Annotated in this window: 16 protein-coding genes and 1 other annotated feature; of the genes, 7 read left to right on the top strand and 9 right to left on the bottom strand. The window is 37.3% G+C overall.

Going from position 1 to position 14,849, the window contains the following annotated elements; translation table 11 throughout:
- The 3 genes from infC to AC5WOE_RS15295 all read right to left on the bottom strand — a co-directional run bounded on the left by infC (position 1) and on the right by AC5WOE_RS15295 (position 3,198).
- A complete protein-coding gene (infC, locus tag AC5WOE_RS15305) occupies positions 1-522 on the bottom strand; it encodes a translation initiation factor IF-3 (RefSeq protein WP_496049445.1) in 522 nt (173 codons plus the stop codon).
- A gap of 24 nt (positions 523-546) precedes the next feature.
- Positions 547-667, bottom strand: a sequence feature (ribosomal protein L20 leader region).
- A gap of 44 nt (positions 668-711) precedes the next feature.
- Entirely contained in the window at positions 712-2,400 is a 1,689-nt protein-coding gene (gene argS, locus AC5WOE_RS15300; protein WP_496049411.1) for an arginine--tRNA ligase, read from the bottom strand.
- A gap of 279 nt (positions 2,401-2,679) precedes the next feature.
- A complete protein-coding gene (locus AC5WOE_RS15295; RefSeq protein WP_496049412.1) occupies positions 2,680-3,198 on the bottom strand; it encodes a hypothetical protein in 519 nt (172 codons plus the stop codon).
- A 172-nt stretch (positions 3,199-3,370) separates the two neighbouring features.
- Here AC5WOE_RS15295 and AC5WOE_RS15290 point away from each other — a divergent pair, with 172 nt between their 5' ends.
- The 5 genes from AC5WOE_RS15290 to AC5WOE_RS15270 all read left to right on the top strand — a co-directional run bounded on the left by AC5WOE_RS15290 (position 3,371) and on the right by AC5WOE_RS15270 (position 8,904).
- Positions 3,371-4,558, top strand: a complete 1,188-nt coding sequence (locus AC5WOE_RS15290) for a glycosyl hydrolase family 18 protein (RefSeq protein ID WP_496049413.1) — start codon at positions 3,371-3,373, stop codon at positions 4,556-4,558.
- Positions 4,559-4,761: 203 nt separating this feature from the next.
- A complete protein-coding gene (locus tag AC5WOE_RS15285) occupies positions 4,762-6,351 on the top strand; it encodes a spore germination protein (RefSeq protein WP_496049414.1) in 1,590 nt (529 codons plus the stop codon).
- A complete protein-coding gene (locus tag AC5WOE_RS15280; RefSeq protein WP_496049415.1) occupies positions 6,344-7,561 on the top strand; it encodes a Ger(x)C family spore germination protein in 1,218 nt (405 codons plus the stop codon). Before AC5WOE_RS15285 ends, AC5WOE_RS15280 begins: the two co-directional genes overlap by 8 nt.
- Before the next feature lie 6 nt (positions 7,562-7,567).
- Positions 7,568-7,771, top strand: a complete 204-nt coding sequence (locus AC5WOE_RS15275; protein ID WP_496049416.1) for a hypothetical protein — start codon at positions 7,568-7,570, stop codon at positions 7,769-7,771.
- Between the two features lie 26 nt (positions 7,772-7,797).
- The gene (locus AC5WOE_RS15270) at positions 7,798-8,904 is read left to right on the top strand and encodes a GerAB/ArcD/ProY family transporter (RefSeq protein WP_496049417.1); all 1,107 of its coding nucleotides are present in this window, start codon (positions 7,798-7,800) and stop codon (positions 8,902-8,904) included.
- A 221-nt stretch (positions 8,905-9,125) separates the two neighbouring features.
- On the opposite strand, the gene AC5WOE_RS15265 is transcribed toward AC5WOE_RS15270, so the two are convergent.
- The gene (locus AC5WOE_RS15265; protein WP_496049418.1) at positions 9,126-9,290 is read right to left on the bottom strand and encodes a hypothetical protein; all 165 of its coding nucleotides are present in this window, start codon (positions 9,288-9,290) and stop codon (positions 9,126-9,128) included.
- 180 nt (positions 9,291-9,470) lie between these two features.
- Here AC5WOE_RS15265 and AC5WOE_RS15260 point away from each other — a divergent pair, with 180 nt between their 5' ends.
- Complete coding sequence (locus AC5WOE_RS15260; RefSeq protein ID WP_496049419.1) at positions 9,471-10,820, top strand: tetratricopeptide repeat protein; 1,350 nt, start codon at positions 9,471-9,473, stop codon at positions 10,818-10,820.
- Between the two features lie 192 nt (positions 10,821-11,012).
- On the opposite strand, the gene AC5WOE_RS15255 is transcribed toward AC5WOE_RS15260, so the two are convergent.
- From AC5WOE_RS15255 to AC5WOE_RS15235, 5 genes are all read right to left on the bottom strand, one after another.
- A complete protein-coding gene (locus AC5WOE_RS15255) occupies positions 11,013-11,267 on the bottom strand; it encodes an Rpn/YhgA-type helix-turn-helix domain-containing protein (protein ID WP_496049420.1) in 255 nt (84 codons plus the stop codon).
- 22 nt (positions 11,268-11,289) lie between these two features.
- On the bottom strand, positions 11,290-11,556 hold the full coding sequence (locus tag AC5WOE_RS15250; protein WP_496049421.1) for an Rpn/YhgA-type helix-turn-helix domain-containing protein: 267 nt from the start codon (positions 11,554-11,556) through the stop codon (positions 11,290-11,292).
- Between the two features lie 26 nt (positions 11,557-11,582).
- On the bottom strand, positions 11,583-12,458 hold the full coding sequence (locus AC5WOE_RS15245) for an Rpn family recombination-promoting nuclease/putative transposase (protein ID WP_496049422.1): 876 nt from the start codon (positions 12,456-12,458) through the stop codon (positions 11,583-11,585).
- A 264-nt stretch (positions 12,459-12,722) separates the two neighbouring features.
- Complete coding sequence (locus AC5WOE_RS15240; protein WP_496049423.1) at positions 12,723-13,043, bottom strand: hypothetical protein; 321 nt, start codon at positions 13,041-13,043, stop codon at positions 12,723-12,725.
- Between the two features lie 22 nt (positions 13,044-13,065).
- Positions 13,066-13,332 (bottom strand): hypothetical protein, encoded by a 267-nt coding sequence (locus tag AC5WOE_RS15235; RefSeq protein WP_496049424.1) that lies wholly within the window; start codon positions 13,330-13,332, stop codon positions 13,066-13,068.
- Positions 13,333-13,645: 313 nt separating this feature from the next.
- Here AC5WOE_RS15235 and AC5WOE_RS15230 point away from each other — a divergent pair.
- On the top strand, positions 13,646-14,849 hold a 1,204-nt coding region (locus tag AC5WOE_RS15230), incomplete at its 3' end, for a helix-turn-helix domain-containing protein (protein WP_496049425.1).

The raw sequence follows: 14,849 nt of genomic DNA, 5'->3' as shown, positions 1-14,849 counted from the left end.
TCAGTTTGACGATTTTGGAGTTAAGATCATAATCATTTGACGTCCTTCTAACTTAGGATGTCTTTCAATTTCAGAGATTTCTTTGACTTCTTGAGCCATCCGTACGAGCACCCGACGACCAAGGTCTTGGTGCGTGATTTCCCGTCCGCGGAAACGAATACTCAACTTCACTTTGTCACCTTGCTCTAAAAACTTCACTACATTTTTGAGCTTAGTCTGAACGTCATGATCCTCAATAGAAGGACTGAGACGTACTTCTTTTAATTGAACGATTTTTTGGTTCCGACGTGCTTCTTTCTCACGTTTGCTTTGCTCATAACGGTATTTGCCATAGTCCATAATTCTACAAACGGGTGGTTTCGCCTGTGGAGCTACATTGACAAGGTCGAGATTTTGTTCTCCCGCCAAACGCAGTGCTTCTCTGAGTGGTTGAATTCCAAGTTGCTCACCATTTGCCCCTATAAGTCGCACTTCACGAGCGCGGATCGCTTCGTTGACCTGTTGCTGTTCTTTGCTAATAATTACACCTCCAGTATTGGGAATTGCCAATGCAAATAAGTGTGGACGAAAGTCGCCCACACGTAAAAGATTACGGTATTCCTCAACTAACCTAGCAACAACCTAATTGCGTCGACCAGGTGAGAAGCGGGCGCTTCTGCTTACACAATGTTGTTATTCTAGCATGTCTTTGGCATCCCTGTCAAACTTCGATTACATTTCTGTTGGAGCATGGAGCCCAAGTATGCGAAGGGCTTCTTTTAACACTGTTGCCGTTGCAAAAATGAGATTTAGCCTGGCATCTTTATTCTTCTCATCTGATAAAATATGAACATGCGCATAATACTGATTGAGTGTGCGAGCTAAGTCCAAAGCAAATCTTGCGATCTTAGATGGATCATATTCACGCCAAGCCAATTTTACTACTTGATCAAAATCTTTTAACAAAGACAGAATTGGCCATGCTTCTTCATCTTCCACCTCTAATGCTTCTGTGCTAGGTGTATATGCCCCTTTTCTGAGCAACGAATGACAGCGGGCATGTGTATACTGTAGATAGGGACCAGTCTCACCTTCAAAATTAAGCATCTGTTCCATGGAAAACTCTACATCGTTCGTACGGAAATGTTTGAGATCATGAAAAATAACTGCACCAATCCCCACGTCATGAGACACTTTTTCTTTTTCTACTAAAGCAGGATTCTTCTCTTCAATGATTTTTCGTATCCGGTCAATAGCACTTGTCAAAGCATCTTCTAGTAAAACGACATGGCCTTTACGTGTGGACATTTTTTTGCCGTCACGCAACATCATCCCAAAAGAAACATGCTCCATATCTTTTGCCCATTTAAAGCCTGCTTTTTGTAATACTAATTTTAGCTGTTGGAAATGTAAGCTCTGTTCACTGCCAACAACATAAAGAGACTTTACAAAGTTATATTCCTTTTTCCGATAGATCGCTGTAGCTAAATCCCTTGTGGCATAAAGTGTTGCTCCATCTGATTTTTGAACCAAACAAGGCGGTAAACCTTCCTCTTCCAAAGAAACTACTTTTGCCCCTTCACTTTCCACCAACAAACCATTTTCCTCTAAAAGTTTTACAACTGCTTCCATTTTATCGTTATAGAATGCTTCTCCAGCGAAGGAATCAAATTGAACATCTAAAAGATCATAGATTCGCATAAACTCTTGAAGAGATTCCTCACGGAACCACTCCCACAAAGTAAAGTTTTCTGCATCTCCCTCTTCCAGCAGTTTGAATGCTTCTCTACCCGCTTCTTCTAAAGATGGATCATCTACTACTTCCTCATGGAAACGCAAATATAACTTCATTAATTCAGAAATCGGCTTTTTACGAACGGCCTCTTCATCTCCCCATTTGCGATAAGCGACAATCAGTTTCCCAAATTGGGTACCCCAATCTCCTAAGTGGTTAATCCGAACAGGACGATAACCGTTTTTTTCAGCGATGTTGGCTATGCTGTTGCCAATTACGGTTGAACGCAGATGTCCCATGGAAAAAGCTTTTGCGATATTCGGTGACGACAAATCGATTGTCACTGTCTCCCCTTTTCCATTCTTATTTGCTCCATACTGATCACCCAATCGCAAGATTCCATCTAAAATCTGCTTACTTGCTCGCTTCTGATCAAGAAAAACATTGACGTACGGCCCTGCTGCTTCTACTTTTTGAAACAAATCGTGTACGACTTTCGGTGCTAATTCGCTCGCTATCATATTTGGGGCCTTCTTCCAATGCTTTGCTAGGACAAAACACGGAAAAGCGAAATCCCCTAGATTTTGTTTTTTGGGTTTCTCGATTACTTTTTCGATTTCCTCTATCGGCAGAATATCTCCAAGGCAAGTTGATAATTGCTCTGCAAAAATGCGTTTGTAATCCATTTTCATTCCTCCTAAAATAAATAAAAAACACCCATCTCCAAAAAAGGAGACGAGCGTTCTGCCCGCGGTACCACTCCGCTTGTGCCCAAAGCACCACTTTACCCTTGTTAACGGGGTGTTCCCCGATCAGTAGCTTACAAGAATGCGTTTCGGAAAATACTCATACTGAGCTCTCACTATCCTCAGTTCGCTTCGATGATCGATATTTCCCTACTCTTTCTTTACCGATATATGATAATCACTATATTTACCAAAAAAGCGCCTTGTGGTCAAGCCTGCTTAACCTTTTGAATTGATGGTGAAATACTGTTCCATATCTCCGGGTTCATTGATCGATTGAATCGGACCACTGAAATATGCCTTTTGTCCATATTCCAATTTTATTTTTCCACTCTTGATTCCGTTTATTTTCAATTGCTGGATAGCAGACCAAATTTGTTCTTTTAATTGATTGATTTCATAGGCTTCAAATGGTTCATTCAATTTCACATGCACCACTAACAACGGGTCCAAATCACCATTTACAGTTTCTTTGGCATGCTGTAAACCATATTTGTAATTAGGGAGCTTATCTTCCGGGACATCCCAGCTGGAATCTGAGTAAAAGATAAGCTCCGAAGTTACTTTCGAAGAAACAGGAGCAAATACATCCTTCATCCATGGTGTTACTTCTTGATCCACTTGTTTTGTCCAAAGCGGTTCAAGTACATCTGTGGAAACTCCACTATTTCCGCAACCGGCTAATACTAAAAGCAATAATAAACTACCAATTAACCATCCAAACTTTCTCGCAGCCAATATGTTCATTTTCCTTTCGCGATAAGACTGTGCACATAAATAAAATTATACTTTTTGCAAAGATTCAGGACAATCATTTTCTGATGGATAATAGATGACAAACCTAATAGAGCATAAAAAATTCAAAAATACCAAAACCTATATTAACTACCGAATACAAAGGAATTATATAATGAAAAAGATCTATTTCTTACTATTGACCCTTATACTTACTGCTTGTACCGCTTCAAAACAACAAAGTGATCCAAAACGAAATAACGCGATACAACCCAAACAGACACAAGTAGTCAAAAAATCAAATACTGTCGAAACTCATCGCAATCATGCACCACCGATCAATGACAACGAAATCTATCAACCGATTTCGACAACTAACAAGCAAACGGTAGAAATCCTTGGTTTCCTTGATCCCTCTAACGTCAAAAGAGCGACCGAAAATATTAAACGATTTTCTCCTCAATTGACCTATATAGCCTTCTTTAGTTACAACGCGAAAGCAAATGGACAATTAGTCTCTGTAAAGGATGATACTCCTCTAAAAGCAACTCATAAACAACATACAACTCCAATGATGGTCATCACGAATCTTGGGGAACAGAACTATTCTGCTTCTATTGCTCATACCCTGTTTACCAATCCCACAGCAAAAAAAAGGTTCATGCACAACATCCTATCCACAATGAAACAAAAGGGGTTTCGTGCTCTAAATATTGACTTTGAACATATCGATGAAAAAGATAAAGTACTTTACAATCGATTTTTAGAAACATTCATCCCCATCGTCAAACAAAATGGCTTTATCGTCTCTACCGACTTAGCACCCAAATCAAGTGATAAGCAAGATGGTCCTTGGGCAGGCGCACATGATTATGCTTTCCATGGAAAAATAGCAGACTTTGTGGTGTTAATGACATATGACTGGGCGTATAGTGAAGGCCCCCCAAATCCTATTGCCCCAACTCCAGAAATCAGCAAAGTTTTAGACTATGCCATTACGAAAATTCCCAGTAGCAAAATTATGATGGGATTTCCTTTGTATGGATATGATTGGATCGTTCCTTATAAGAAAGACAATAAACCTGCAAAGCTGGTGTCTCCTCAAGAGGCCAGTAGGATCGCTCTGTCTACTGGAGCTAATATTTACTATGATAACCGAGCTCAAGTACCTTCTTTCTCCTATCAAGATGACAGCGGAAACAAGCACGAAGTTTGGTATGAAAACGAACAGAGTGCACAAGCCAAGTTTAACTTGGTCAAAAAATATAAGCTTCGCGGCATTGGATATTGGGCCATCAGCCATCGAGACTTTCCCCGCAATTGGACATTGCTAGAAGAAAACTTCCATATTCATAAGTACTGATAAACAGGCTGCTAGGTACGTTTTTTGTCAGGAGAAGTGATCTTTTGTTTATAAAATTATCTTTTATCCCACACATCAATAGTGATTGCTTATCGGTTGATTACAGGTATTGTCCAGACTCCTCCATTTTCTAAAATATGTATATCATTATTAACGAAAAGGGAAAACTGGATAGTACGTTATACCTAGGAGTCGGATCATATATGAAAGCCAAATCATTTACCAAAACCAAGCGTTCTCCGATCACCAATACGAAAAAGAAAGCTGAAAATGAGGAAGCACTTTGTCTAAAAACAGAACTCCAAGAAAATATCCAGCAGATCATAAAATCTTTGGGTAATAGCCCAGATATCATAGTAAGAGAATGGCACTTCAGCCAAACCAAAGTGGCAATTATTTATACTTCCGGCCTAGCCGATGTTAAACTAGTCAATCAATTTATCATGGAACCTTTAATGTCACATCACGATGACGATCATTCTTTTTTGATACCTTCATCGGACGAGGATTTGCTGGGAGCAATAAAAAAATTATTACTCCCAGTTGGTGGTATCCAAGATACGGAGAACTTTGACACTCTGTTAACGGCAATTTTATCTGGAGATACTGTTCTTTTATGTCAAGGGTATGATCGCTGTTTATTGCTCACTTCTAAAGGCTGGGAACAGCGTGCAATTGAGGAACCAACTTCTCAAACAGTTATACGAGGTCCAAAAGAAGGATTCACCGAAAATATTGCCACGAATATCGCCTTAGTACGTCGAAAGATCAAAGATCCCAACCTATGGCTCGAAAATTTCCAAGTAGGCCGTGTTACAAAGACCCCTGTCTCTATTATGTATATTAATGGCATTGTCCAGGAAGACGTAGTGAAAGAAGTCCGAGATCGAATCAGTCGTATTGATATCGATGGCATACTTGAAAGCGGATATATTGAAGAGTTAATCCAAGATAAAACATTTACGCTTTTTCCCACGATCTATAATACCGAAAGACCGGATGTAATTGCTGGAGGGCTCTTGGAAGGACGGATTGCTATTTTGGTTGATGGAACACCATTTGTGCTTTTGGTTCCAGCTATTTTTTCCCAATTCTTCCAAACGGCGGAGGACTATTACCAACGTGCTGATATTTCCACCCTTCTGCGTGTGCTTCGCTATCTTGGTTTGTTTATATCCATGTTAGGACCATCTATGTATATTGCAATCACAACCTTTCATCCAGATATGCTGCCACCTCAACTTCTGATCAGTTTATCTGCACAACGAGAGGGAATACCATTTCCCGCTTTCATTGAAGCATTTTTGATGGAACTAACATTTGAACTTTTACGCGAAGCAGGAACCCGTTTACCAAGAGCAGTAGGACAAGCGATTTCTATTGTAGGCGCGTTGGTCATTGGCCAAGCATCCATTCAAGCTGGAATCGTATCACCAGCAATGGTGATTGTTGTTTCCATAACGGCGATTGCTAGTTTCACGATTCCTTCTTATAACATGGCGATCGCCTTTCGAATTTTACGTTTTGGGTTTATGGTTCTCGCAGCTACTTTTGGTTTATTTGGTATTGTCGCTGGTTTCATTTTACATATCCAAGAAAGCTGTAATTTGCGGTCTTTTGGAGTTCCCTTCTTATATCCATTTGCTCCTACCCATACAAAGGATAAAAAAGATTCCTTGTATCTGCGTGTTCCTTGGTCAAAAATGACAAAACGTCCTAAAATCGCCAAGGAACAAAATATAATTCGAGAAAATAGTTCTGCCTCGAAACCCGAGCCAGAAGGAAGTGGTTAATACGAAGAAATTCATCAGGGTACTTATTTTTATCATTTGTACAATACTTATCGTCGGATGCTGGAATCGCCGCGAGCTAAATGATCTAGCAGTTGCGGTGGCAATTGGAATAGATAAAGCAGGTAAGAAAATTTTATTGACGGATCAGATTCTTATTCCAGAAGCCATCTCGGGACAAAAGGGTGGTGGTGCTAACGTTGCTCCTGTCACTCTGTATCAATCAAAAGGAGAAGGAATACAAGAGGCTGCTAGAAAAATGACAAATCGAGGTACAAGAAAAATATATGTTGGGCAACTACAAATACTCGTTTTTGGAGAGGAATTCGCCAAACAGGGCGTAAGTAAGATTCTAGATCATATCATACGAGACCATGAATATCGAAAAGATTTTTATGTTGCAATTGCTCATAATCAAGAAGCACAAGATGTTCTAAAAGTGTTCACTTCTCTGGAAAAAACACCTGCAACGAAACTGAGAGCTGCTCTTGAATTTTCATCTAAAGCATGGGGAGAAACCACAGCAGTTAAAATTGACGACTTTATTTCTTCTATCATCAGCAAAGGAAGAGAACCAGTATTATCAGGAATTAAGATGACTGGTGATCAAAAGTTTCTAAATGAGAAAGAAAATGCAGAGAAAATCTCTACTCCCCTCAGACTAGCTTACGGAGAGCTGGCTGTTTTTAAAAAAGATAAACTACTCGGTTGGTTAAATCAGAAAGAAAGTATTGGATACAATTATACCCAGGGAAACATAAAAAGTACTTCAGTCCTTCTAACTTGTCCAAAAGATAGCTACAAAAACATAACCGTAGAACTACTCCACACAAAAAATGATATTAAAGTGATCATGAAACAACATGATAAACCGGTAATTCATCTCAAATTAAAAACAGAAGGTGTCATCAGTGATGCACAATGTGATATGGATTTTACAACACCATCTGACATCACACTAGTAGAACAACTTACGGAAAAGCAAATTAAAAACTCTATCGTCTCAGCGGTAAATACCGTACAACAAACATATAAATCAGACATTTTTGGCTTTGGAGAAGAAGTTGAGAGAAGTTCCCCTGAATATTGGGAACGAGTGAAAAAGAAGTGGAGTCAAGTATTCCCCGGTATCGAAGTAAAGGTTGAAGTAGAATCAAAAATTAGGCGTATGTATAAAACCTCAAAATCTTTAACAGAAAGAATGGGGGAATAAAATACAGTGTGGTTTGTCATCATCAGTCTAGTCGTTGGAATCATCATCGCAGTCATCGAAGTTCCATCTCTGGTCAAACAAAAAAAACGAAAAGAATTATATACTTTTTCTATTTTGCTGCTTGTAGGTATTTCACTAAATATAGTCATAAGTATCGGAATCGAAGTCCCAACTCCCCTAGAATGGATTAGGATCATTTACGGATATTAGCAAGGGATGAAAGAGGAATAACACTAATGGTGAAAAAAGAAAAAATCAAAGCCGAACAATTTCAAAAACTGATTAGTATGTACATCATTGGTACCTCCATCCTATTGATTCCGTCCTTACTCGCTGCTGGTGCCAAACAGAATGCTTGGATTTCCGCAATTATTGGAATGGGTGCTGGATTTTTATTAGTATGGCTCTATAATGTATTAGGCAGTTTCTTTCCTGACAAAACCTTAATAGAATCTAGCAAAGAAATCTTGGGGAAATGGCTTGGTACACTCCTTTCCATTCTATTTTTTTCGTTTTTCCTCATTTTAAATACGCTTGTCCTGCGAGATCTCGGTGACTTTCTTGCTTCAACCATGCTGCCGGAAACACCAATTGAAGCAATTCATATTGTATACTTATGTATAGTGGTAATCGGAGTTCGCTATGGACTTTCCAATATTGCTCGAACTTCGGATCTCTTTTTTCCATGGATTGTTTCGCTTTTTTTCATATTCGTCCTATTGCTAATCCCTAAATTCGAATGGAAATACCTTCAACCGGTACTAGCAAAAGGAGTAACCCCTGTCCTACAATCTTCATTCCCCTATATTGGGTTTCCATTTCTAGAATTAATCTTAATACTAATGATCTTCCCAAACGTAGGAAATCCAAAAAAAGCAGGAAAAGCATTTTATATGGGAGTGTTGATTGGTGGACTTGTCTTATTTACCATTACATTGATAAGTATATTAGTTTTAGGTGCGGAGAGCTCTGCTAATGATATCTATGCAAGTTTTGAATTAGCGAAGAAAATTGAAATAGGTGAATTTATTCAAAGGATAGAAGCTATCATTGCACTCATTTGGTTTATCACCATCTTCTTTAAGATAGCCATTTGTTTTTATATAACAGTGGTTTGTCTTGCCCAGACGTTAAATCTCTCCGATTATCGACCACTCACACTGCCATTGGCTATGATTTTATTTGCATTATCTATCATCATTACTCCAAATTTAAGTTATCTTCTTTCCTTTAATATCACTGTTTGGCCCCTCTATGCCTTGACATTTGGATTTATTTTTCCCTTACTTTTGTTAGGAGTGGCACTAATCAAGAAGAAATTTGCTAAAAAGAAATCGTCTTGACAAAAAAACTAGATTGGCGACTCTCTCAGGACGCTTTGAACATAAAAATATCCTTCACTGAATTCCGTTTGACTGCAAAAAAAATCAACTTTCCAGCCAGAAAGTTGGAAGTAAAAATAGCAGTTACTAACTGGTACACCATTTACAATCATTTTTTATTCCGATTGTCGTATTTACCTTCACAAATTAGGTAGATTCTTTCTGTTGAAAAAATTATATTTTTAATCTTCATAGCTAAATATTATAGATATACCTGACGGAGAACGGAAAAAAGTAACATTTTGAAGATGAATAAAGCCAGACTCAAACCCTTCCTCACCTTCAATAAATAGCGTTAAATCTGATGAGTGAGGTTTCGTTCTCGATATATCTTGTACGTTTAGCATCTAAAAGACTCCCTCTAATCGATTTGGTATATATTAGAATTATAAATCCAAAATCTAAATATTTCAATATTTATATTTAACGGGATATTTATTATGTTTTTCTCTCCTTTTAGAGGAAATTGCAATTCCCTTGCGAATCTATAATAAAAAATACATTCTCTATTATGGGAGATGTGACAAATGAATAGAAAAATACTAGGGGCAAAACTAAAAGAACGAAGAAAGGAAATAAAAGAGAGCATGGAAAGTTTAGCAGATGAATTTATATCTGCTGCTACGATCGGCAATATTGAACGCGGACTACCAAATGTCACAGAAGAAAAAATGGAGTATTATGCGAAAAAAATAGGCATGGGCGGTGAACTCTTCGGCATTATCAGCGCAGCGGAGAAAAAAGATAAAGAATTAGAAGCGGAGCTATTATATTTAGAAGATATCATTTCTGCTGATATCGATAATTCTCTCCATAGATTAGAGGGAGAATGGAGCTTTTTAAAAAGAGACAGCAGACTTTCTGCTTTATATCACTTTTTATTAGGAAGCTGTTATTTTGGAAAGAGAAAGAAAAATAATGATATCATGCTGCGAAAAGCAGAAAAACATTACAGTGAAGTTCTTCGTCTGGTAGAAAAAAGTCCAGAATTAAGTGATTCTAACCTGCAAGCAGCCTCTTTAAATGAACAAGGAAGAATTTATTATCATCTACTCGACATCGAAAAAGCTTTGGAACTCACGGAAAATGGGATAAAAGCATTTCGCGAGAATGGACAACGACAAGAAAATATCTATTTTTTACTCTTAAATAAAGCAAACTATCTTGAACAATTGAACAGAGATGAGCTATCTTTAAAAACACTGGAAGAACTATGGGAAAGACTTTCTGCTATAGACGGAACAAAGGTTTTGACGCTCATCGGACTTAATTCCATCTTACAGATGTATGTCATTTTTGCTGGAGTACTCACGAAATCCAAGCATTATAAAAGCGCTCTTGAATTTGCTGATGAAGGAGTAAGAATAGCTAGAATCAATGGTAAGTTTGATAAATTAGTGTCGCTTTGGATTACGATCGGAGAGATATACGAAAGCATGAACGACACAATAGAAGCTGAAAAATATTATTTTCAAGCATTGTCCATCAGAGAAAAAGTAGAAGATCAAGATATTTTTTACGCATTGACAAACTTAGGCAAACTATATATCGCTAAACAAGAATATGAAAAGTCGCATTCCTTTATATCTGAAGCATTTTTGATTTCCGAAAATAATCGAGATGAATTAGCTATGTTAGATTCCTTAATATTGTTAGGAAATTGCTATCATGAGCAAAAACAGTACCAAAAAGCGATAAATCCCCTACAAAAAGCATTCGAATTAGCAAAAAAATACAAATTAATAAAAAAACAACATGAAGTAATTTTAGGTTTATGCTATGGTTATAAAAAAACAGAAGACCACACTTCCTATATGCAATGTCTCGAAAAAATGTTTGAACTTCAAGCCAATATGAAGTGGGGGATTCATGTATAGGGGGTGTCTCTATGACCTATTTTGGACGCAAAGACCCTATTGGCAAATAATACATATTTAAGAGAAGTTTAATTTTTTGGAATTATAATCTACTAAGACAGCAGAGATGCTGTCTTTTTTCATTTTGAAAAACAAAAAAAGCCTTAAAATATCCATTTGGATACTTTAAAGCATTACATTGCAAAGATCACACTAACTTTTGTTTCTCCACTTCAAAACGACATCTTCTGCTAGACCAGTTAACTTCGATATCAGTTGAATGTCCATTTTTTCTTGTAGCATCATCTTTGCTACCTCTACTTTCCCTTCTTTTATCCCCTCTTCTTTCGCTCCAGCAATGGAAGAGGCTTCATCATGAAGGGCTTTTTGACGAATTTCATACAGTCTGCGCGCTTCTTCCTCTTCACTCAGCAATTGTCTTTCTGTCATTGTCCGTCCTATTTGCATTATTCAGCCTCTCCTGAAACCTTTATTCATTCGATTTGGAACTTGAGATATTTGATTTTAACTGCAAGATAACATCCTCTGTTAAACCAGTTAGCTTTGATATTAGCCCAACATCCATGTTTTCTTGTAGCATCATTTTCGCTACCTTTTCCGTTCCTTTCTTTATCCCTTTCTTCTCACCTTCTTTTAGCCCTTCCTCTTTCGCTCCTGCTATAGAAGATGCCTCATCATGAAGTACTTTTTGGCGCATTTCATACAATCTGCGCGCTTCTTCGTTATGTTGTATCATTTTTCTGGCCTGTTCTTCTTGAAGATTCATGCTTTCGTATTAGAAGTTGAAATATTTGATTTCATTTTTAAGATAACCTCTTTTTCTATCCCAGTTAATTTCGATATCAGTTGAATATCCATTTTTTCTTGTAGCATCATCTTCACTATCTTTTCTTTCAACTTCTCTTCCCCTTCTTTTATTCCCTCTTCTTTCGCTCCTGCTATAGAAGATGCCTCATCATGAAGTGCTTTTTGGCGCATTTCATACAGTCTGCGTGCTTCTTCATCTTGACTTAAATATTCCAATTCCTTCATCGCTTTCCCAAGAATTGGCTCATTCATTTTCAACACCTCCCAATATCGTTTGTCTTTGGTTTTCAAAAACAATAACCAATTGAGTAAACCGCTTGTTTTAGGGGCACTTTTCCCTACCAGCTTGGATAATTCCAAGATGTGAATCTCTTCATCCTCTGAAAAAAGAATCCGTTCGCTGTCTTCCCATAAACGAAATACGTTGTGATACCTGTCGTTTGAGATAATCGAAAAATTCAAGATGTTAATCACAACGCATTTTTTTAGCTGTTTGTAGGGATCGCCTTCCTTTAGTTGTTCCGTATATTGTTTACCCCAATAATACAATGCTCGTTTTTCATTATCATACCGGTTAAACAACTGCATTTCCACATTTACGATGGAACCGTCCGCTCTTTTTGCTTTTATATCAAAAATGGACTGCTTATCACTTGGTGAGTCCTTATCCGTGTACGGATTTAACAAAACAATCTCCGTGAGCATTGGTTCCTCCACATCTTTATGCAAGATGCTGTTAAGAAAAGCCAATAAAATTTGGGTATTTTTCTCACTGCCAAAAATACGTTTAAACACAAAATCATTCTTCGGATCGAGCAAATCATAAGTCACGCAAAGTCAGCCCCTATGCTTAATATTAGTATATCACGAAGCCTTTATCTGTTTATATCGTATGTATGTTCGGATCGTTGCGGATATCATAAAGGATTTATTTTCAAAAATCAAGTATTTTTTGGAATATTATTTTTAATTTATACCATCAGCTATGCAAATCACCTCGAAGATGAAAAGTATTTATTTTTTAAAAGTAAAAGGCAAATCTAAGTATCAGTACTTTGTAGTACCATAAGATTTACCTGTCTTAAACCTAGTCAATTACTTATCTGCAAAAATATCAAAATTTCTACCTTGAACAAAAGTAGTTCCATTCCCCATATCTGTCACTTCTGCATCTAATAGATCGATTTCAATTTTTTGATCGTCGATACTCGTAATCGTTAACCTTGACGTTTTTCTCGTTTGTAAAGAAGGTTTCTCATAAGGCTTTTTATCAAAGTAGTATTCCATCTTCAGTTCGTCTGCTCCAATCGTCACCTTTGATCCGCTGTAAAACCGCCACTGAGGAATCATTCGGATCGACTCCACAAAATCTCTCACTTTATCTCTGCTGCCCTCCACGCACAATTTCAATGCCATTTTTGACCACAGCCTTTTCCTTTTATTTTTGCAAACGCCTTATTTCCATTCGGATCAATGCATGAATAAAGCGTTCCTCGTCCTTGATGCTATTTGGAAACAGAAACTTTACGATGTACCCCTTTCCTCTTGCTTGGAGTTCATCCACGATACCTTGTCTCTGTTGATACATCTGATCAGCAGAATATCCATATTCATCTGCTACCTGTTGAAGAACATCAGTGACTTCCAGCGGGATGGTGCGATTCTCGATGATCCAGTCGAGACTTACTGATCTTCTGAACCCCATCCTCATCCCTCCCGCAAAACTACTGACATTCCAAAAAATATATAAAAATAACTATCCCTATGAATCAATTTAATTTCGATCACCCATAGGATACACCTCCTATTTATTTATAAAAGAGAAGAAGAAAGCAGCTAGGACAACCTTCCTCTCTTTGGTAAGGTGTACTAAAATCATAAAATAATTACCAATTATTTTCAAAATTATATTAATAAGTATTATTTTTATAATAAAAAATAGTTTGACTATTTATGCCGTGTATTGTACTGTATTTTGAAAATCAAATTTCCGTTTTTTATAAAAAGGAGTTTTGGCTGTGAACTTGCAAAAAATCGGCATGATTCTACGCATCGAAAGGAATAATCGAGAGCTTAGACTTGAAGATTTAGCAAATGAAAATCTATCGGTAACAACACTAAGCAATATCGAACGAGGATTGCCCAATGTCATTAAGGACAAATATGTGATGTATGCAGAATTATTAGGACTTGCAGAAAAACTGTTTGGGATTGTCAGCGAATCAGAGTTAGAGGAACGGAAAATAAAAAAGAGGTTATTTGACATTGAAGAAATGCTTAATTCTGATCCAGATAAAGCACTTTCTTCTCTAAATGACTTAAACAAAGAGAACAACATATTAAAAATGAGCACTTTTGCACCTGTTGCCCACTACCTATATGGAAAATGCTATCTGGAAAATCGAAAAAAAAATAAAGTCTCTCCCAAAGCAAAAGAGAACTTTTCGATTGCGGTGAAAACCATTGATTCGGTGCCTTCGTTAGAAAGCACCAATTACAAAGCAATTACCTTAAATGAATTAAGCAGAATCGCCTATCTTGAGAACGATTATAAACAAGCATTAATTTACGCAGAAGCTGGCTTACAAGCGTTTATTCCCGATGAAGGGAAACCAGATCGCAAATATTCGCTACTCCTTAATAAAACAATCTACCTTGATGAACTTGGTCATTATGAAAAATCATTACGTGGGTTAGAAAAAATGCAGGAAGAAATTTTACAATTAAAGCAAGAAAATTACGATCTGTTCCAAAGAGTCGAATTAGAGACACTCATCCAAATGTATTCGATGTTTGCGAATGTTTTAACAAAAATGAACCGACCTGAAATTGCCTTGGAATTTGCAGAGGAAGGAATTAACATTGCACGTATTAATCGTAGATATAGACGTCTTTTTGTATTATGGACAATCGTGGGTACTGCATACTCAAAACTGGGAAATAACGAGGAGGCAGAAAGATACTATGTGAAAGCATTAGATATTCGCAAAAAAGCCCCTACATCCCAAAAATTTCCTTTTTGTTACATGAATTATGGGAATCTATTAATAAAACTTAATCGATTACACGAAGCAAAAGAATACATTGAAGAAGCCATCAAGATCAGTCAATCCGTCAACAATCAAAGTTATTACACTCGTTCATTACTTGTTTTAGGAAAATGGTATTTGCACAATAAGATGTACGATGAAGCAATCAGCATTTATACTGAGGCGGAACAAC

Source organism: Shimazuella sp. NTD248, from assembly GCF_059510395.1.
This window is presented reverse-complemented; position numbering and strand designations above follow the sequence as displayed.